The following is a 20,482-nucleotide window of genomic DNA, read 5'->3' on the forward strand; positions in this document are numbered from 1 at the left end:
GATAGTAACAAAGCAAAGTTTAAAGTGACAAAATTAATTCAGATTTCAGCGTAGGCTTAAATATCGAGCACTTTAAAATGTCTTGATAAAATCTCCTGCCAATTTATGCTAACGTATCTGTGTTTACTTTGGCTTGATGTCTGTTTCTATGTCCGTACATTTTCTACATACTTCTGACTGGCATTTGGGGCAGTTTTTTTATAATCATTCACGCCACTACGAACACCAACAATTTTTAAGTTGGTTACTCACTCAAATTCAAGAAAAACAACCGCATGCCCTGCTCATTGCCGGCGATATTTTTGATGTAATTAATCCGGGTTCACAAGCACAAAAACAACTCTATCAATTTTTAGCAGATGCACATCGCCTTGCACCGCACATGCAAACGCTCATGATTGCAGGTAACCATGACTCAGGCTACCGTATTGAACAGGTCGAACCACTTTTAGAAAAATACAATGCAAAAACCGTGGGCGTGGTTCGCTGGAATGAAGATAAAACCCTAGATCTCGATCGTCTGCTTTTGCCTATTTATAATCAAAATCAGGATATTGTGGCGTGGTGCCTTGCCGTGCCTTTTTTACGTTCGGCCGAAATTACGGGCTTTAATGAACATACCACCAATAGCAAAAATGCGATTGCCTATTTGCACCAGCAACTTATTGCCGAAGCTAAACGTCGTAAAACACCAGACCAAGCGCTTATTTTGATGTCGCATGCTCATATGCAAGGTGGAGAAACATCCGACTCTGAGCGCCCAATTATTATTGGTAATGAAGAGGCACTTTCAACGACTTTATTTGAAGATGCAATTGATTACGTGGCTTTAGGACATTTGCATAAACCACAAAAAGTAGGCCAACCGCACATTCGTTATAGCGGCTCACCTATTCCACTTTCTTTTAGTGAAATTAACTATAAGCACCAAGTGGTTGAAGTCAAAATTGACCCTGCTCAAGAGACAGACAACCGTTTGCAATTTGAAGCTGTTGAAATTCCGCGTTGCATACAATTGCACCGCATTCGTGGTGAGTTAAACGAAGTGCTGCAACAACTCAAAGCTTTGCCACACGGCGTGATTGAAAATATTGACCATCGTGAATATGTCGATATTGAATATTATAGTTTAACGCCGCCACAGCCCAATTTACGTCAGCAGTTTGAAGCGGCCCTACCACCTGATCGCTATCGTTTAGTGCGTATTTCACGTCAATATGTGAGCCAGGATGCTTCGAACACCGATACCACTCAGCATATTGCACTTGAACCACCAACACCAGAAAAACTCTTTCAAAATATTTGGGAAAAACAAGGTTACAACGCAGATGATGCAGTCTTAAAAGATTTTCTGAGTCTGGTACAAGAAGCACAAAAAAATCTTGAAAATGATGCAACTCCTTAAGGACATGTCATGAAAATTTTATCCATTCGAATAAAAAATCTGGCATCTCTTTCTGATGAACACTTTATTGATTTTGAAAGCTCGCCTCTAGCTCACGCAGGCTTAATTGCCATTGTGGGAAAAACGGGGGCTGGTAAGTCGACCATTTTAGATGCCATGTGTCTGGCTTTGTTTAATCGGGTTCCTCGCCTTAAAGACAGCGATGGTAAATTAAAAGATGTCGATGGTTCAGAGTTACTGACCAATTCGCCTTTAACTGTATTACGCCGTGGTACGGGACATGGTTTTGCTGAGCTTTGCTTTATTGCTCAAGATCAAAAACGCTATTTAGCACGCTGGGAAATTAAACGTGCGCGTGAAAACCCGAATGGTAAATTACAAAGTGTGCAACGTCACTTAAAATGCCTGACCGATGGTGTAGTGCTTGCCGACAAAGCCAAAGCAGTTGATGAAAAAGTTAAACAAATTACCCAGCTTTCATTTGAACAGTTTACTCGTGCTGTTTTACTTGCCCAGTCAGAAGTCACGGCGTTTTTAAAAGCACGAGATAGTGAACGCGGTGAACTACTTGAGTACCTGACAAACTCCAGCATTTTCGCCAAAATTGGTGAACTAGCTTTTCGTAAAACAGCAGATATTGCTAAACAGCGTAAACAGCTTGAAGAATTTTTAGGTCATATTGAGATTTTGTCGGATGAAGAAATCGCAGCATTTACCGAACAATATCAGCAAGCTCAAGAGAACTATCAAAAATTAGAACAACAAAAAAATGTTTTGGATAAACAACAACAATGGTTTGAACGCAAAGCCAAACTTGAGCTTGAAGTTCAAACTAAACAGCAACAGTTTCAAACCCAGCAAAATCACCATCAGCAACTTACCCCTGAACGTGAGCAATTAAAACGACTCGAAGCTTTCTCTGAAATACGCCCACAGGTCTTTCAGCAGACTCAAAACTTACAAACCTTGCAACAACTTGAGCCGCAAATTCAGCAAGCTCAAATTAAGTTTAATAATTTGGTGCAAATTTTTGAAACTGAACAAAAACAATATCAATCAGCAGAGCAAGAGCTCAAACAAACGCTCGATTTTGAGCAACAGCATCAATCTGCTTTAAATCAGGTTAGACAGTCCATTCAAGAGCGAACATTTATTGCAGATGAATATAAAAAGTGCAAAGAAAAAAGAAATGTTCTAGAGCAGAAACTCAGCCCGTTGCAACAACAGCAAAATACTGTGCAACAGCAGATTGCACATCTTGAGCAGAACCAAGTTTATCTACAACAACAACTTACCCAGACTCAGCAATATGCGGTATTAGATAAGGGCCTTTCAGCACATCTACATCAACTCGGGCAATTTATTCAAAATTACCAAACGATTGAACAACAGCTCGGTAACCCTACCCTTGCTCGCCAAAAGCTATCGGAAGCTAAAAGTGAAGTTGAACAACTTACAGCTTCACTAGGTACAGTTGAACAAATTGAGTTAAAGCTTGAACAGCAACGTAAAGATAAAGATCAGAAACTTGCTCAAATCACTCAGCTAGATCTGATTCAACAGAAAGTTAAACTTTATCATGAGTTATATGCTGAGCTTCAGCAATTCACTGAAAAACAAACTCAAGTCTCAGCCCAAAAACAGCAGCTTAAAACCGTTTGCCAGTTAGCTGAACAAGAATACCAAACAGCAAAAACTGAACGTGAAAAGTTACAGCACATTTTGCAACAGCAGCGTTTATTACACACCGAAAATATTGAGCAGTTACGGGCCAATCTTAAAGAAGGTGAAGCGTGTTTAGTTTGTGGAAGCACCCATCATCCCTACCGTATTGATGACAGTGCAGTTTCCAAAGCTTTATTCGATTTGCAGCAACAGCAAGAGCAACAAGCTATTGTACTCGAGCAAACTACATTTAATACGTGGCAAACCCAACAACATGCACTTAATCAGTGCCGTGCCGAACTTGAACAGGTTCAGAAATATCTAGCTCAACTTCAGGCAAAACAAACAAACTTACAGCAAGAACTTGAGCAAGCGCTTAACCTCAATCAGTTACAGATTGAGCTTAATCAAGCTCCTGAACAAATCTTGCTAACGTTGAACGAACTCAGACAAGCCTCGCAAACTGCCATAAGTTCATTTGACTCAGAAAACGTGCGTTTAGCCCAAGCGATTAAACAACACAATCAGTTCGTTCAATCTATTCAGCGTAATGAAAGTTTGCTTAATACAGCACAGCAATGGCAACAACAAGTTCAACATATTGTTGAGTGTTTATCTGAAGCCGAACAGCACGCATGGCAGCAAGCAAGTAGCCAAACAGCTAAGCAGACTTGGTCAATTTTAGACGTACGTGCTAAGCAACTTGAGCAACAAGAACAGCTTTCACAGCGTTTTGAACAGCAACAACAAGAACTTAAAATGTTAGCTGCCAACCTTGAGCAAATGACTAAGCAAATTGATGAGATCGATCAAAATCTCCAAGAGATTACGCTTAAAGGTCAGCAAAATAATGAAAAAGCGGTATCGCTCATTCAGCAAATGACAGGTCGCTCGGATATTAAACCACATGAATGGTTAATTGAGCATGACGCTAAACGTCAGCAGCAACAAACGGCGTATCATGAAGCTAAACAACGTTTCGAACAAACCAGACAGCACTTTGAACAACAAAAACAGGCGCTCGACCAACTCAAGCATCAACATCAACACACTGCGGGGCACCAGCAGCAGATTGATGAACAAATTCAAATCTGGTTAAAAACCCATGCTGATTTTCAAGCCTCTGATCTTACGGCGCTCATGCAAATTAATTCAGCTCAAGAGCAAGACATTCGTAACCGTCTTAATCATGCCGAGCGTTTATTAAGTGAAGCCTCTTCTGCTCTCAAAACTATGCAAGAGCAATTGAACGAGCACTTACAAACTCAGCCAGATATCAAATATGAAAAGCTCATTAGCCTTATTCAAGACAATATTACAGAGCTTAAAGCTCACCTCGAAGTACGTGACCAACTTAAACTTAAGCTCGAAATACATCAGCAAAATCTGGCTAAACAGCAACGATACGCCGAGCAAATTCAAAATATTCAGCAAGAGGAACATCGCTGGAGCAAAATTTCAAGCTTGATGGGAGATAGAGAAGGTAAGAAATTCCGCGATTATGCTCAGCAATATCACCTAGATATTTTAGTTGAGCATGCCAATCAGCAACTAGCAATGCTGTCTCAACGTTATACTTTAAAACGTCTAGATCAGTCTTTAAGCCTTGCGATTATTGACCACGACATGGATGGAGAGACCCGCTCTGTTGCATCTTTGTCTGGCGGTGAGTCGTTCTTAACTGCCCTTGCTTTGTCTTTAGCGATTGCCAATATGGCCTCGGGCTCAATGAAAATTGAATCGCTGTTTATTGATGAAGGATTTGGTACTTTAGACGCCTCATCTTTACATATGGTCATGAATGCTCTAGACCAACTACAAAATCAGGGACGCCAAGTCATTCTCATCTCACACATTCAAGAAATGCATGAACGTATTCCTGTACAAATTCAGGTAAAACCACTCGGCGCGGGTGCAAGTACCATTGAAGTAGTAGGTTAAAACTAAAAAGCCCCGACATCCTGTCGGGGCTTTTTTAGATTCTGCGTTGGTATAACTCCTGTCGTACCTGTATGCATCCATTCATCACTGTTTATTGTTATTCTTAGAAACATCCTGTTTCCTGATGAGTTCATAGTACGAAAAAAACGTTGTCTGCCATAGCCGCAAAAGGCCGCAGTTTCTGTAAGATAAAGCTTACATCAGCCTTTTTGCGAATAGTCTCTAGCACCAAATAAGGCTGTTCCTACACGAACCATGGTTGAACCAGCAGCAATTGCAGCTTCTAAATCACTCGACATTCCCATACTTAAAGTATCCCAATCTTGTGGGTGGGCATGTTGGTCTTTCACAGCATCAAACAAGGCTTTAGCATCTGCAAATGCAGCAGTATTGTCAGGTGCTGGAATGACCATTAAACCGCGTAACTTGATTTTTGGTAATTGACTGATTTGAGCAACCAGCTCGGCAACTTCATCTGGTACACAACCATCTTTACTGTCTTGCCCATCAATATTGACTTGCAAACAAATATTAAGTGCAGATTGATCATCGCCACGTTGGTTAGATAATCGCTCGGCAATAATTAAACGATCTACACCATGTACCCAATCAAATTTCTCGGCCAAATGCTTCGTCTTGTTGCGTTGAACATGACCAATAAAATGCCATTCAATGTCTAAGTCGTGTAAAGCTTCGATTTTTTCCAAAGCTTCTTGCAAATAGTTTTCGCCAAATGCTCTTTGCCCTGCTGCATACATTTCACGCAAACTTTCACTTGGATGTGTTTTCGATACGGCTAAAAGTTGCACAGTTTCAGGCGCACGCTGAGCATGTACACAGGCACTTTGGATTTGCTGTAATACGTGCTGACGCGCATCTTGCAGGTAATTCATTGACAAGGTTCTCATTTTCAAAAAACTTTTTTGCTTTTCACCTAAAGCGAGGTGTTGGTAAGCCTCGGTGAAAGCCGTATATTATTCTACAAAATAATGACATATTTTGATTTACTTGGGGAAATTATGGATATTACAGAGCTACTCGCCTTCTCTGTGAAAAATGGCGCGTCCGATTTACACCTATCTGCTGGCATGCCACCAATGATTCGCGTTGATGGTGAAGTCCGTCGCATTAACTTACCTGCTCTAGATCATAAAGATGTTCATCGTTTGGTCTACGACATCATGAATGATAAACAGCGTCGTGACTACGAAGAAAAACTCGAAACCGACTTTTCTTTTGAAGTACCCAACGTTGCTCGTTTCCGTGTTAACGCATTTAACCAAAACCGTGGTGCGGGTGCAGTGTTTCGTACCATTCCGTCCAAAGTACTCACCATGGAAGATTTAGGCTTAGGACAAATCTTTAAAGACATTTGTGACTATCCTCGCGGGATTGTACTGGTGACAGGTCCAACAGGTTCGGGTAAATCAACGACGCTTGCAGCGATGATGGACTACATCAACGAAAATCGTTATGACCACATTCTAACGGTTGAAGACCCTATCGAATTTGTACACCAATCTAAGAAATGTTTGATTAACCAACGTGAAGTGCATCGTGATACACACGGCTTTAATGAGGCGCTACGTTCAGCACTGCGTGAAGACCCAGATATTATTTTGGTCGGTGAGATGCGTGACCTAGAGACTATTCGTTTAGCGCTTACCGCTGCCGAAACAGGTCATTTGGTGTTTGGCACGCTGCATACCACTTCTGCTGCGAAAACCATTGACCGTGTGATTGACGTATTCCCTGCCGAAGAAAAAGATATGGTTCGTGCCATGCTGTCTGAATCTTTACAGGCTGTTATTTCACAAACCCTGCTTAAAAAGAATGGCGGCGGACGTGTCGCAGCTCATGAAATCATGATTGGTATTCCTGCCATTCGTAACCTAATTCGTGAAAACAAGGTCGCGCAAATGTACTCAGCTATTCAGACTGGCGCAAATCATGGCATGACCACCCTCGACCAAAGCTTAAAAAATTTGGTGTCTCGCGGTGTGATCAGCCCTCAAACAGCTCGTACTGCTGCCAAACAGCCTGAATCATTTCTATAAAAATAACTAGAGAATAAATATGGATTTTAATGACCTACTCAACCTCATGGTTGAAAAAAAATCATCCGACCTCTTTATTACAGATGGCGTTGCACCATCGATGAAGATTAACGGGCAAATTGTTCCCATTTCAAAAAATAGTCTTTCAGGCGAAATTATTGGACAACTATTACACTCCATCATGAGTGAAAAACAACGCAAAGAATTTGCTGAGACTCGTGAATGTAACTTTGCCATTATGAACCGTGATAAAACTGCCCGCTTTCGTGTGAGTGCTTTTCAGCAACGCGACATGCCAGGCATGGTACTACGTCGAATTGAAACTAAAATTCCTTCAATTGATGACTTGCAATTACCACCTGTGCTTAAAGATTTATCGATGACCAAACGTGGCATCATTATTTTTGTAGGGGCAACAGGTACAGGTAAATCGACATCTTTGGCTTCAATGATTAGCTATCGGAACCATAACTCTAAAGGTCATATCATTACCATTGAAGACCCGATTGAGTTTATTCATGAACATGCTGGCTGCATCATTACTCAACGTGAAGTCGGAATTGATACAGACTCATTTGAAATTGCCTTAAAGAATACTTTGCGACAAGCACCCGATGTAATCTTGATTGGTGAGATTCGCTCTCGTGAAGTTATGGACTACGCGATTGGCTTCGCCGAAACAGGTCACCTTGTATTAGCCACAATGCATGCGAACAACGCCAACCAAGCACTTGACCGTATTATTCACTTCTTTGAAAGTGACCGTCATAGCCAGCTCTACATGGATTTATCACTTAACTTAAAGGCCATGATTGCACAGCAACTTATTCCAACGCCTGATGGTAATTCGCGCCGTGCAGCGATTGAGATTCTCATTAACTCACCACTAATTTCAGACTATATACGCAAAGGCGAAATTCATGAAATTAAAGATTTAATGAAACGCTCACGTGAACTCGGTATGCAAACTTTTGACCAAGCACTGTTTGATCTTTATAAGTCAGGCCAAATTACCTACAAAGATGCATTAAAACATGCCGACTCACCAAACGATTTACGTTTAACAATTAAGCTTGCTGAAGAAAGTCCTGATCAAATTGCAGGCACAAATCAGCATCTAACCTTCGACCGACAGTAATTTCTTCATAAAAAAAGGAAGGTTAAACGTAACCTTCCTTTTTTATTTGTTTTCTTTGTGTGAAAACGATTATTTCTTGCGCAGCACTTCCTGACATTCAGGTTCGTTACAGTAACCGTAGAGGTTTAATGAGTGACCCGTTAAGGTAAACCCATGTTGCTCTGCTACAGCATGCTGTTCTTTCTCGATAATATCATTAGTAAATTCAATAACTTTGTTGCAATTATGGCAAACCAAATGATCGTGGTGATCTTCTTGCATAATTTCAAAAACAGAATGATTGTTTTCAAAATGGTGGCGCTGAATGATACCCGCAGCTTCAAATTGTGTTAACACACGGTAAACTGTCGCAAGGCCGACATCTTCCCCTTGTTCTAACAAAGTCTTGTAAATATCTTCAGCGCTAAGATGATGTTGTTTTGAATTTTCTAATAATTCCAAAATCTTAATTCGTGGAAGGGTAACTTTAAGTCCAGCTTTGCGCAAATCTTGATTGGAAATAGGCATGAAAAAAGGTCTCTCAACAAATCTCAAGTTGGAATAGGCAATAGAATTTAGATGAAGTATGATCTATCCTTTGATCAAATGCATCATAATTTATTGGGATAGTGTAGCAAAATGCAAAAACTCGTGCTGACGTTATTAGTCACTTCACTCCTTGCTGGTTGTTCAATCTTTGGTGTGTATAAGGTTGATATTCCTCAAGGGACTCCATTGACCAAAGCTCAAGCCTCTCAAGTACAAGTCGGCATGAATTTTCAGCAAGTGCGTTTTTTGCTTGGTAGTCCAACAGTGACTGATCCTCTAAATCCTCTACGTTGGGACTACATTTACAACTATATCCCGGGAACTTATGCTAAAAAAGCTAAAATCCCCGCAGCACATGGTCAGCATTTAAAAATTTACTTTGATGGAACTGGTACTGTAACTAAAATTGAAGGTTTAGAAACTATTCCAGAATCGCAACCAGGTTTACCTGCTTCTAAAGAAGCGATTTTAACTGCACCACCACTATAATCGTTTTTTCTAATAAAAATAAACCCCTCAAGTGAAATACTTTGAGGGGTTTTGTTTATGGGGCTTATTGCTTAAAGCGATTACTTTTAATATATCGCCCCACAGGGTTTTTCTCAGCGCGTTTACGACGAATATCTTTGGGATTGATCGTTAAAGATCGATAAACCTCAACTCGATCACCAGCTTGCAAAATCGTATGTGCTTCAACTTTTGCACCAAAGATGCCAAGTTGTAATGGCTCAGGCAAACTGACCTGTGTCTGCAAACCACTCGTCTCAACTGCTTGTAATGCAGTCATACCAGCTTCAAATGGAATAGCAACTAAAAACTGTTGCTCTGGAGCTGCATAAGCAACCCACACTTGCTGAGCTTTTTCCATCAGATAATTTGTCCAATCACCGCAATCATGGCAATCACAATTGAAAGCGGCAATACAATACGTACCGCAATGCGCCATAAGTTATAAAACAACTCATTGCTAAAATTCATAGATTTACGCAAATGGCTAATTTTCATAATCCAGCCAGCAAAAATGGCATAGATCAAGCAAATGAGTAATCCCCAAAGCATCAAAATCAGCGTAAAGATGTTATGAAGCTCAGGCACAGCCCAAACAGCAATCGCTACAACAATAATCACCCACTGTAAAATAGGCATAAGCTGACGCTGAGCAAGCTGCTCTCTAGCCAATTGCACAAATAACGCTGTGGTCATTACTGCGGTAAAGATCCAAGTAAAAACAGGAAGCTGTGCTTGTAAAGAAAAGAAACCAAAGGCAATCACAGCAATTAACTGAGCTAACCAAATTGGAAGAACAGTTTTCGTTGCACCTTCTTGCGACTGAACAACACCTACACTATTTTGCCAGTAAAGCCCTAAGCCCAATCCACTCGCAACAAGTGCAAGTACAGTTGCATTACCCCACTCTTTAAACTCAACATTGGTCCAATGCCAAGGCTGTAAAGTCGTTCCCATCGTGTTAGCTAAAACAAGAGAAGCAATTACACCCACCGTCATCAGTAATATTAAAATTTGACGTGGAATAAAGGATAAAATGAGAGCTACAACAGCAAGGCCAGCAAAAACAAGTTGTCCTGAAACACTATTATTAAGTTGTGTATTCAGTAAATTACCAGCGGTACTTAATACATTACCTGCTAAAAATGGAATAAAAATAACTGCAAGCCAGCCAACCAAACGCCATTTTGGGGAACTATCTGCTTCACGAGTTAAACTTGATAAAGCATTTAAGGCTGTAGTCTTCGACCGTTTTGCTAAAGCAATTTCCAAATAACAAACTGGTAGTGCCAATAACAACATTGTGCCTAACCACAATAACCAGAAATCGAGTTGACGATCAATCTGGATGCCCATCGTGGGTGCCAATGTCGCCATAATGATGAAAGATAAGCAAAACGCCATCAGGGGCGATAACCATCGTGACATAGGTATGTCCTGCATTATGCATTCCTTGAAAAAGACTAGAGATATTTTGCCCGTGTCATGCTTGAAAATCAAAGTTTGCTCAATAAAAAAAGCAAACTACCGAATCGATAGTTTGCCGCGCTAACTGAAATTATGAGTTCTTTTTATTTCAGGTTATGAGAAAAACCGAGCAAACCAGTTTTTCCCTTTTTTCTTTTCTTTTTCTCTAATAATTCCCATCATATTTTCTTTTACTGCTCCTACATAATCGGCATCATCATGTTGAATATGGTTAATTAACCATTTAGCCAAAATTTCTTGTAATTCTGCTTCAATCGTGTGCCCCATTTCAAAACGTTCACGATATAACTCTATTTTTTTAATAAATAAATCATGTACACGTTTATGAGGTACACGATATTTATAATCAGCTTCCTCTTGCAAACTTTCTTCGAAAGTAAAATGTGATTGCGTATAATCGATAATATTGTCTAGAACATCTTTAATACGACGTCTATCCTCTTCATCTTTTACATCATCAATCTCATTAATATAATCAAGTATTCGTTTATGTTGCTCATCAATAACATCAATACCCGTATTATATTCTGAAGCCCATTTCATTTTCATACATCTCCCCAATGATGATTAATGATCGTTGCATAAACTCCATGATATATTTAAAGAATATAAATAAAAACAAACCTATTTTGTCGGCTTTAGCATATAAAAATTATATTCAACTCAAGTTATTGTTTTTAAAATATTTAATTAAAATTAACCAACTAAAATAATAAAGTATTTTTTAAACAAACTATTTAATTATTAAATGATAAAAATATATAAATATCCTTATTCATATATTTTAAATGTATTTTATATTAATACTGATCTGCACGCGTAATACGTTTAAGTTCAGGATTTTCCTGTTCGCGCTTTAATCTTTCTACAAAGGTAATAGCCCTTTTAATTGGTTGACCATGTTGAAATAAAATCATTTCACCAGGTTGGTACGCTGTCCAATTTTCATTATGTGTTAAAGGTTCAGTGGTTATTACTGCCACACGATCGTCAGGTGTTGTTACCTGGCTAAAATCGACTTCGACATCTAAGTCAATTAAATGAGCATGATTAAATGGATATTCGCGAACGAGCCAATGTAATTTAGTAATGGCATAACTAAATAATGCTTTGCCATTAGATAGGCAATAATTAAATGTGCCATATTCTGCAATTTGCGGAGAAATCTTTTCTAATACTTCAAAGATTTGTTCAAGACTTGGCTCTTCATAACCAAATACTTCAACGAGTTGATCGAGCAAATAACAAAATGCCCGCTCACTATCGGTATTACCTACTGGTGTGAAACGTCCACTTAACGGCGGATTAAAGTCATGTAAATCGCCATTATGAGCAAAAATCCAGTGTCTCCCCCACAACTCACGAATAAAGGGATGAGAGTTTTCTAAAGTGATTTTGCCTTGAGTAGCTTTGCGGATATGAGCGATCACGTTACGTGATTTAATAGGATAATTACGAATGAGATCGGCAATTGGTGATTCAACTGCTGATTGGTTATCAACGAATAAACGGCACGCCTTATCTTCGAAAAATGCAATGCCAAATCCATCACTATGATCTGAGGTAATTCCTGCACGCTGTGAAAAACCACGGAAGGAAAAAGTAATATCCGTTGGTGTTGCACAATTCATTCCTAATAGCTGGCACATATCGCTTTTTAAACTACTTCTAATTACCCCATCGCTCTATTGTGCATGAGAGTAAAAGTGCTTGCAAATCTCAATATGTGCTGGCTATTACAAAATAGGAAATATGATTAACGCTGCACCATTTTATTCATGACAAACGAGGTCGCGACTTTATTCACCTCAAGAAATACAAAATAATCCAAACAGTTAAACTCTTCATCAAAAAAAGCCTGTTTCGATAGTTTTGATTGCATACTCAGATACATTTGGAACAGCTTCGGCATACGTTCATCTTGTGGAAAGCTAAACTCAGGATATTCAGGTTCATAGATTTTTTTCGAACGGATATCAATCGTTTTACTTTCTGGTAACTGCTGAATCTGACGATACGTGTAGTACGCTCTAGCCAAATTATCTTGCAAATGAATGCTGACACAGCCCATTAAATATTTAGCACGCATTGACCATAGCACTTTCGGTGCAAGGTTTAACCACAGCATAGATAACGCTTTACCATTACGGAAGCGAGGATGTACACAAGTACGGCCTATTTCTAACACATTTGGAAGATGGGATAATTGAGGAACAATATCAAACTCATGTGCACTATAACTCTGTGCTATTTCATGGCCTTGAAATAGTTTTAGACGCGTATACGCTACAATTTCTCCAGTCCACTTTTCACGCAAGACCGCATGTTCACAACCAAAATCGTAAATATCTTGGTCTAAGTTATCTTCAAACTTGATTCCGAATTGTTGGCTAAATTGTTGTGCACGAAACCGTTGTACATCTTGTAATTCTTTTAAATTATCAACCCACTCAAAACGAAATTGCGTCTGATTTATTGCTTTATGACGATTTAAAGGTAAAGTCCAGGTTTGGCGATATTGATTAAATTTTTCCAGCATAATGAACGCTCCTAGTGACACCCCTTACACTAGTCAAAGCTCATGACAAAAAAATGACCAAATCAAGATGGTATAAAAAAAGACCACCTAGGGTGATCTTTTTATTGAGAGTAACGGATTTCTTAAGCTGTTTTAGTGCGGTTAGAAATCAGCGTTCCAACACCATGATCAGTAAAGATCTCAAGTAATGTGGCATGTGGCACGCGACCGTCAACAATATGCGCACTCACAACGCCGCCTTTAACAGCATCAAGCGCACAGCCTACCTTAGGAATCATACCGCCATAGATCACACCTGTTTCAATGAGGCGATCAACTTCTTGTGTCGTAAGGCCAGTTAACAGATTTTTATTTTCATCAAGCACACCGCTAATATTGGTGAGCAAAATTAATTTTTCAGCGCCTAATGCTTCTGCAACCTTGCCTGCAACTAAATCAGCATTAATATTATAAGTATTGCCTTCTTCGTCTACACCTAGCGGTGCAATCACTGGAATAAAGTCACTTTGGGTGAACATTTCCAATACATCTGTTTTAACGCCTGTGACTTCACCAACCATACCCAAGTCGATATGTTTGATAGAACCATCTTCTTCCTGCTTTTCCATAAGCAATTTGCGGGCACGAAGTAAATTGCCGTCTTTACCTGTTAAACCAATCGCACGTCCACCGTGTTTATTAATCAAATTAACGATTGATTTATTTACGCTCCCACCTAACACCATTTCAACCACTTCCATGGTTGCAGCATCAGTTACACGCATACCATCAATACGGTCAGATTCACGGCCTAACTGCTTTAAGAATGAGTCCACTTGTGGCCCACCACCGTGAACAACAATCGGATTTAATCCTACAGTTTTAAGTAAAACAATGTCTCGAGCAAATGAACTTTCAAGCTCCGGATCAGTCATTGCGTTGCCACCGTATTTCACCACCAGCGTTTTACCAGTAAAGCGTTGAATATACGGCAAAGCTTCAATCAAGATTTTTGCTTTGTCGACACCGATATGCTGATGTTGTGGCATTACGCCTCTCCTTACTTAGGCCTCTGAAAGTTCTTGTGCAATTTGCGGATAGTGTTCTTGCAACATATCTACAAATTTTTGCTGGATTTCCTTTAATCGTAAAGGATTATCTGCATCAAATCGTACTGTAAAGTATTCACCAGTATTTGATGCTCGAATAATGCCAAAACCATCATCAAAATCAAGACGTACGCCATCAATTTTACTAATACGCGCCCCTAAGCGATGACTTAAAATCTCAATATCTTGTAATACATACTTTGGATCAGACTGATACGTACCAATATAAGTATCCTCTGTACAACATCTTTCTGGATATGGGGCAAATAACTCAGAAATTGTAGCGGCATTAGATTGGGTAAAATACTCCATTACACGTAATGCAGCATACAAACCATCGTCGTAGCCAAAACCACGGCCATCATTAAACACATAATGACCTGCATATTCTCCACCAAAAATGGCACGTCCATTCGACTGAGATAAATAAGCTCGTAGGAAGCTACTTCCCGTGCGGATCATTTTTGCTTTTCCACCGAGTTTTTCGACAGTCTCTTGAACCATACGTGAACATTTCACATCAAAAACAATCTCTTGCTCTGGATGCTGCTCAAGGCACATTTGCGCAAAAAGCGACAATAAGCGGTCTGCGGTCAATATCTGTGCTTTTTCATCGACTAAAACAACGCGGTCTCCATCGCCATCCAAAGCAATACCAATATCAGCCTGCTGCTCGACCACGGCTTTTCGCAAGCTAATTAAATGAGCTGCATGTGATGGATCTGGTGCGTGATCTGGAAACTCTCCATTTGGATTAGTGCGTAAAGCAATGACTTCACAACCCATTTTTTCTAAGATTAGTTTTGAACAATGCCCAGCTGAACCATGCAAACCATCTAAAACAACTTTTAAAGGACGTTTTAACTGAATATCTTTAAAAATGGCTTGTTGGTATTGCTGGCAAAATTCAGCTTTAAATTGCGGTAAGGTTAACTCAAGTACAGAAATTGAATGGCTTGGTACATAAGTTTGGGCTTCTTCACCCACCTGTTGAATCATTTCCGGAGACGGCGGTTCGCCTTTTAAAATCCACTTAATACCATTATCAGATTTTGGGTTATGACTTGCTGTCACCATAATGCCATTGCCACCAAAATCTCGTGCAATGTAGTACATCATTGGTGATGAACAGCAACCAATATTGGTCACTTTTAAACCTTGTTCTATTAAAATTTCTTCAATTAAGTGTGCATAGGCTGGGCTTGTGAGACGGGCATCATAGCCAATCACTAATTGAGTTTGTTTTGCTTGTTTGTATTGTTGTGCCAATCCGTAGGCAATTGAACGGACAACGTCCGTGGTTAAGTAAGAAAGTTTGCCTCTAATATCGTAAGCACGAAAAATACTTTTTGGAAATGAGTGTCTTACATTCATAGCGTATCTTCTATTTAAAGATCAATTCGATCTATCGCAAAAACATAGATTATTCAAAATTTTTGAAAGGTTTGTTTGCTAAAAAAGTTAAAAGAATATGAGTAAAGCGTGTTGTAATATAATCCATTGTAACATTCAAGATATAAAAAGAAACGCCTGTTCAACAGGCGTTTGATTTTCGTTAATATTTTAGAAAAACTTACTGTTTACCTGTATGACCAAAGCCACCAGCGCCACGTAAAGTTTCTTCAAATTCTTCTACTTGCTCAAATTCAGCTTGTACGACTGGCACTAAAACGTACTGTGCCAAGCGCTCACCTGGTTCTAAACGGAATGTAGTTTGACCACGGTTCCAAACTGAAACCATCAATTCACCTTGATAATCCGAATCAATCAAACCAACTAAGTTGCCAAGCACGATACCGTGTTTATGACCTAAACCTGAACGCGGTAAAATTAAACCAGCAAAATTTACATCATGAATATAAATTGCCATACCTGTTTTAACTAAAACAGTTTGTCCTGGTTCAATATCAATTGCTTCATCTAAACAGGCACGTAAATCTAAACCCGCTGAACCTGCTGTTGCATATGAAGGTAAAGGCCATTCTTTACCTAAACGCGGATCGAGCAATTTCACTTGAACTTTCATGGGATTTCCTAAAAATTAAAAAAATTAACGCTTTAATAAAGCTTTTAAATTTGCCAGATATTGTTGAGCCTGTTCTTTAGGGTCAACATTAGCCGCAATTTTCTTTTTACGCCCTAACCACTCGAGCTCATCTTGTGGAAGCTCATCAAGGAAACGGCTAGGCGTCATTTGTTTCATCTGTCCGCCATTTTTGCGCTGTTCCGCTAAAGTTAACGTTAAACCTTGGCGTGCACGTGTAATTCCCACGTACATGAGACGGCGCTCTTCCTCAATGGTTTCTGCTGCAATCGAGTTCTTGTGAGGCAATAGTTCTTCTTCAAGTCCCATAATGTACACATATGGGAATTCCAGACCTTTTGCTGCATGCAAAGTAAGAAGGTTAACTTTGTCTGTATCTTCTTCTTCCTGCTGCTGTTCTAACAGATCGAGCAAAACTAGTTTTCGGATAACACTTTCAATATTCTTTTCATCAACATCTTCAGCACGATTAATCAGATTTTGAATGCTGGTAAATAAGTTCTCGATGTTATCGAGCTTACTTTTCTCTTGTGCAGGTGTTGCTGACTGTTCTCGAACGTAATCCATATAACCCGCTTCATTCATCATTTGACGAACTTTAGGCACAGGCTCATCATCTTCTAACAATTCACGAGTAAATGTCGCGATAAAATCGGCAAACTCATGAAGCTGTGTTTCTGCCTTTTTAGGAAGCACCATGCTTAAACGCTGGTCAGCAGAAGCACCGAGTAAAGACAAATTATTTTCTTGTGAAAATAAACCTAACTTCTCTAGAGTAACAGGGCCAATTGCACGTTTAGGTGTATTAATAATACGTAAGAAAGCACTGTCATCTTCTGGATTAATAATAAGACGTAAATAACTCATCACGTCTTTGATTTCTGCACGGGCGAAGAACGATGTACCGCCAGAGAGTTTATACGGAATTTGCATTTGGCGAAGCTGGGTTTCTAATACACGTGCCTGAAAGTTTCCGCGATACAAAACGGCATAATCTTTCCAGTTCTTACCGTTCATTAGCTTATGAGTCAGTAAGTCTTTTACCACGCGCTCTGCTTCATCGTCATCATTACGACATGTAATGATTCGGATGACTTCCCCATGCCCTTTATCACTCCACAATTTCTTGTCAAAAATATGTGGATTATTTTGAATCACACAGTTCGCAGCTTTTAAAATACGGCTGGTCGAACGGTAATTTTGTTCAAGCTTAATAATATGTAAATTTGGGAAATCCTGCTTAAGCAATGCCATATTTTCAGGTTTAGCACCACGCCATGCGTAAATCGACTGGTCATCATCACCTACCGCGGTAAACTGCCCCATTACTCCAACTAAAAGTTTGACCAAAATATACTGCGCGGTGTTGGTATCTTGATATTCATCAACCAATAAATAGCGAACGCGGTTTTGCCATTTGTCACGTACTTCTGCATTTTCTTGCAATAAGCGTGTTGGCATAACAATGAGGTCATCAAAATCGACGGCATTGTAGGCACGTAAATTACGTTCATAAAGTTGATAAAGATGAGCAAACTGGACATCTTCCGGTGTTTCACAAGTCGAATGTGCTTGTTCCGGCAAAATCAGATCGTTTTTCCAATCTGAAATTTTCTTCATTGCTTTAGCAATTAATTCTTTACTCTCTGCACCCGATAAATTGTCGCGATGCATAAGATCCATCAAAATACGTTTACAGTCATCTGCATCTAAAATCGAAAAATTAGCTTTTAAAGGTAAATTTTTAAGTTCTAAACGTAAAAGGTTTAAACCAAAAGTATGGAAGGTCGATACGGATAGACCTTTTGCTTCTTCACGTGAGAGAAGCTTGGTCACACGCTCTTTCATTTCACGTGCAGCTTTGTTTGTGAAGGTCATTGCAGTTATACGATGCGCTGGAATACGGCAATGCTGCACCAAATAAGCAATTTTACGGGTAATTACCGATGTTTTACCTGAACCAGCGCCAGCAAGCACCAATAAAGGGCCCTGAGTATATTTCATGGCTTCTTCTTGCTTGTTGTTCAATTGACTGGCAGATGACATCGTGTATTACCTCTTAATTTTTCGAGCATGATTATAGTCATCTCTTTTTTAGAATCCCAATAGTAAATCTACGGATATGTATAAATGATGTCTAATAATGCAATTTATGCGCCGCAGAATGTCGTGATTATTTCTTGTACTGCACCCATAAAAAAACCACCCGAAGGTGGTTTTTGAAACAATAAACTAGATCTTATTGTTTTGCATAAATGCTGATTTCTACACGGCGGTTTTGTTCACGGCCAGATGCAGTTGAGTTATCTGCGATCGGGTTAGATGAACCATAACCTTGCGCGTCGATACGGCTAGCAGATACGCCTTGGCTAGCTAAATAACTACGTACTGATTGAGCGCGTGCTTGTGATAATGGAATGTTGATAGAGTCATTACCAGTGTTATCAGTATAACCAGTTACAAGAATTGCACTCTTGTTATCTTCAGCCAAAGTTTGAGCCACTTTGTTTAAAGTTGCGTAGAAGTTTGGCTTGATGTTTGATTTGTTTGTATCAAAAGTAATGCTACCAGGCATGATCAATTGAACAGAACCATCTGGGTTACGGCCAACGTCTACACCAGTACCCGCCATTTGTTGACGTAATTTTTTCTCTTTCTGGTCAAGATATACACCACCAGCAGCACCAAGAACTGCACCAATTGCCGCAGCACGGTTGTTTTGACGGCTAGAGTTTGCATTTGATTTAGAAATACCATAACCAGCTGCTGCACCAATTAAAGTACCTAATGCGGCTTTATCGTATTCAACGCCACCAAGATTATTACCAGTTGTTTGACAACCAGAAAGTACTACTGCTGCCCCTACCACTGTTGAAATAACTAATGCACGCATTGCATGCCTCCTCACTTTGTGTGTTTTGTTGTCTGAATGAATAATGAAACAAAAAGGAAGTATAAAACATTGATATTTTGTTAATAATAAACAGTTTAGTTACTTTTTTGTAATATTTTGATGCACTTTAAGATGCAACCTCATCACAATTTCTTCATTGTTGTCTAAGATATCGTTGTATTTCATATTATGACAGTTATAGTTGAACAACTTTTCTATGGATTTGAGACATTCGGGGTCATTTATATGCCAACTGCACCCAATAAACAATCTGCGCTAAAAAAAATTACACGTGGACTCACTGTAGGTACAGTCATTACAGGAAGTACTTTTTTTCATGGTCCTCCTGTTCTTGCATTAGGTCTGACCAAGCTTTTAAAGAAATCATCAAAAATAGATGAAACTAATATTCAAATTACAAATAGCTGGTTAGGGGTAAATAATTGGCTAATTGACCATGTTCTTCCTAATCTAAAATGGGACATTACCATTGATGAAGGACTTGATCTGAATATGCAAGGTCGTTATTTAATGACCTGTAATCATCAAAGTTGGGTAGATACGACCGTAAACCAATATTTTGGTTTAACCCGTATGCCCCTTACCCGTTTCTTTACTAAATGGGAACTCATCTTTATTCCTTTTGTTGGGCAAGCATTTAAAATTTTAGGCTTCCCAATGATGAAGCGTCACACTAAAGAACAGATCGCGAAGAATCCTGAACTTAAAGACCGTGACATGATGGAAGCACGTAAAGCTTGTGAGCAGCTTTTAAGTCAGCCCTTCACACTATTAAATTATTTGGAAGGGACTCGTTTTACTCAAGAAAAACATGATCAGCAAAAATCACCTTATAAGCATTTGCTAAAACCCAAAGCAGGTGGCTTAGCACTTGCATTAAATATCTTGGGTGACAAAATCGATGCCCTAGTTGATATGACTATCGTCTATCCTGATGGTGTACCGGGTTATAGTGATTTCTGGCTCGGAGATGTTTCAAAAATTGCGGTTAACTTACGTAAAATTGAAATTCCAAAGTGGGTGCTTGGCGGCAATTATGAAGATGATGCGGCTTATCGTGAACGTTTTCAGCAATGGGTTCATGACATTTGGACTGAAAAAGATCAACTTATTGAACAAATGAAGTCTCAATATACCACTGTAAATATTTAAGAAAGCGCCCGTTATT

18 protein-coding genes are annotated in these 20,482 nt (G+C 39.4%); 6 read left to right on the top strand and 12 right to left on the bottom strand.

Annotated features, from left to right (window positions below):
- Positions 1 to 136 precede the first annotated feature (136 nt).
- Together KIP84_RS14055 and KIP84_RS14060 are read left to right on the top strand one after the other, a co-directional pair.
- Positions 137 to 1,405 (top strand): exonuclease SbcCD subunit D, encoded by a 1,269-nt coding sequence (locus KIP84_RS14055; protein ID WP_213688774.1) that lies wholly within the window; start codon positions 137 to 139, stop codon positions 1,403 to 1,405.
- A 9-nt stretch (positions 1,406 to 1,414) separates the two neighbouring features.
- The gene (locus tag KIP84_RS14060; RefSeq protein WP_213688775.1) at positions 1,415 to 5,011 is read left to right on the top strand and encodes an AAA family ATPase; all 3,597 of its coding nucleotides are present in this window, start codon (positions 1,415 to 1,417) and stop codon (positions 5,009 to 5,011) included.
- A 200-nt stretch (positions 5,012 to 5,211) separates the two neighbouring features.
- Here the strand turns inward: KIP84_RS14060 and KIP84_RS14065 are convergent, their stop codons facing one another.
- Entirely contained in the window at positions 5,212 to 5,904 is a 693-nt protein-coding gene (locus KIP84_RS14065; RefSeq protein ID WP_199111772.1) for a YggS family pyridoxal phosphate-dependent enzyme, read from the bottom strand.
- Positions 5,905 to 6,030: 126 nt separating this feature from the next.
- On the opposite strand from KIP84_RS14065, the gene KIP84_RS14070 reads away from it, so the two are divergent.
- Together KIP84_RS14070 and KIP84_RS14075 are read left to right on the top strand one after the other, a co-directional pair.
- Positions 6,031 to 7,068, top strand: a complete 1,038-nt coding sequence (locus KIP84_RS14070; protein ID WP_002121749.1) for a type IV pilus twitching motility protein PilT — start codon at positions 6,031 to 6,033, stop codon at positions 7,066 to 7,068.
- Between the two features lie 19 nt (positions 7,069 to 7,087).
- Complete coding sequence (locus tag KIP84_RS14075) at positions 7,088 to 8,206, top strand: PilT/PilU family type 4a pilus ATPase (protein WP_032037409.1); 1,119 nt, start codon at positions 7,088 to 7,090, stop codon at positions 8,204 to 8,206.
- 69 nt (positions 8,207 to 8,275) lie between these two features.
- Here the strand turns inward: KIP84_RS14075 and fur are convergent, their stop codons facing one another.
- Positions 8,276 to 8,713, bottom strand: coding sequence for a ferric iron uptake transcriptional regulator (fur, locus tag KIP84_RS14080; protein ID WP_016141990.1), 438 nt, complete (start codon positions 8,711 to 8,713; stop codon positions 8,276 to 8,278).
- A gap of 111 nt (positions 8,714 to 8,824) precedes the next feature.
- On the opposite strand from fur, the gene KIP84_RS14085 reads away from it, so the two are divergent.
- Complete coding sequence (locus KIP84_RS14085) at positions 8,825 to 9,223, top strand: outer membrane protein assembly factor BamE (protein WP_002121740.1); 399 nt, start codon at positions 8,825 to 8,827, stop codon at positions 9,221 to 9,223.
- A 64-nt stretch (positions 9,224 to 9,287) separates the two neighbouring features.
- On the opposite strand, the gene KIP84_RS14090 is transcribed toward KIP84_RS14085, so the two are convergent.
- From KIP84_RS14090 to KIP84_RS14135, 10 genes are all read right to left on the bottom strand, one after another.
- Positions 9,288 to 9,602: an RnfH family protein gene (locus tag KIP84_RS14090; protein ID WP_213688776.1), complete on the bottom strand. Its 315-nt coding sequence runs from the start codon at positions 9,600 to 9,602 to the stop codon at positions 9,288 to 9,290.
- On the bottom strand, positions 9,602 to 10,669 hold the full coding sequence (locus KIP84_RS14095) for a hypothetical protein (RefSeq protein WP_213688777.1): 1,068 nt from the start codon (positions 10,667 to 10,669) through the stop codon (positions 9,602 to 9,604). Before KIP84_RS14095 ends, KIP84_RS14090 begins: the two co-directional genes overlap by 1 nt.
- A gap of 153 nt (positions 10,670 to 10,822) precedes the next feature.
- Positions 10,823 to 11,278 carry a bacteriohemerythrin gene (locus KIP84_RS14100; RefSeq protein ID WP_002121698.1) on the bottom strand — a complete coding sequence of 152 codons (456 nt, stop codon included), beginning with the start codon at positions 11,276 to 11,278 and terminating at the stop codon, positions 10,823 to 10,825.
- Between the two features lie 251 nt (positions 11,279 to 11,529).
- Positions 11,530 to 12,378 carry a class II glutamine amidotransferase gene (locus KIP84_RS14105; protein ID WP_213688778.1) on the bottom strand — a complete coding sequence of 283 codons (849 nt, stop codon included), beginning with the start codon at positions 12,376 to 12,378 and terminating at the stop codon, positions 11,530 to 11,532.
- 107 nt (positions 12,379 to 12,485) lie between these two features.
- Complete coding sequence (locus KIP84_RS14110) at positions 12,486 to 13,268, bottom strand: GNAT family N-acetyltransferase (RefSeq protein ID WP_213688779.1); 783 nt, start codon at positions 13,266 to 13,268, stop codon at positions 12,486 to 12,488.
- Positions 13,269 to 13,390: 122 nt separating this feature from the next.
- On the bottom strand, positions 13,391 to 14,296 hold the full coding sequence (argB, locus tag KIP84_RS14115; RefSeq protein WP_002121716.1) for an acetylglutamate kinase: 906 nt from the start codon (positions 14,294 to 14,296) through the stop codon (positions 13,391 to 13,393).
- A gap of 15 nt (positions 14,297 to 14,311) precedes the next feature.
- Positions 14,312 to 15,730, bottom strand: coding sequence for a phosphomannomutase/phosphoglucomutase (locus KIP84_RS14120; protein WP_086400215.1), 1,419 nt, complete (start codon positions 15,728 to 15,730; stop codon positions 14,312 to 14,314).
- A gap of 199 nt (positions 15,731 to 15,929) precedes the next feature.
- Positions 15,930 to 16,382, bottom strand: coding sequence for a dUTP diphosphatase (gene dut / locus KIP84_RS14125; RefSeq protein ID WP_002121799.1), 453 nt, complete (start codon positions 16,380 to 16,382; stop codon positions 15,930 to 15,932).
- A 24-nt stretch (positions 16,383 to 16,406) separates the two neighbouring features.
- A complete protein-coding gene (locus KIP84_RS14130; protein WP_005070868.1) occupies positions 16,407 to 18,446 on the bottom strand; it encodes a UvrD-helicase domain-containing protein in 2,040 nt (679 codons plus the stop codon).
- Between the two features lie 193 nt (positions 18,447 to 18,639).
- Entirely contained in the window at positions 18,640 to 19,293 is a 654-nt protein-coding gene (locus KIP84_RS14135) for an OmpA family lipoprotein (RefSeq protein WP_005070886.1), read from the bottom strand.
- Between the two features lie 246 nt (positions 19,294 to 19,539).
- Between KIP84_RS14135 and KIP84_RS14140 the strand changes: the two genes are divergently transcribed.
- Positions 19,540 to 20,466, top strand: a complete 927-nt coding sequence (locus tag KIP84_RS14140) for an acyltransferase (RefSeq protein WP_213689851.1) — start codon at positions 19,540 to 19,542, stop codon at positions 20,464 to 20,466.
- The last annotated feature ends 16 nt before the right edge of the window (positions 20,467 to 20,482 follow it).

The sequence above is a fragment of the Acinetobacter sp. BHS4 genome (genome assembly GCF_018454425.1).
Classification (GTDB): domain Bacteria; phylum Pseudomonadota; class Gammaproteobacteria; order Pseudomonadales; family Moraxellaceae; genus Acinetobacter; species Acinetobacter pittii.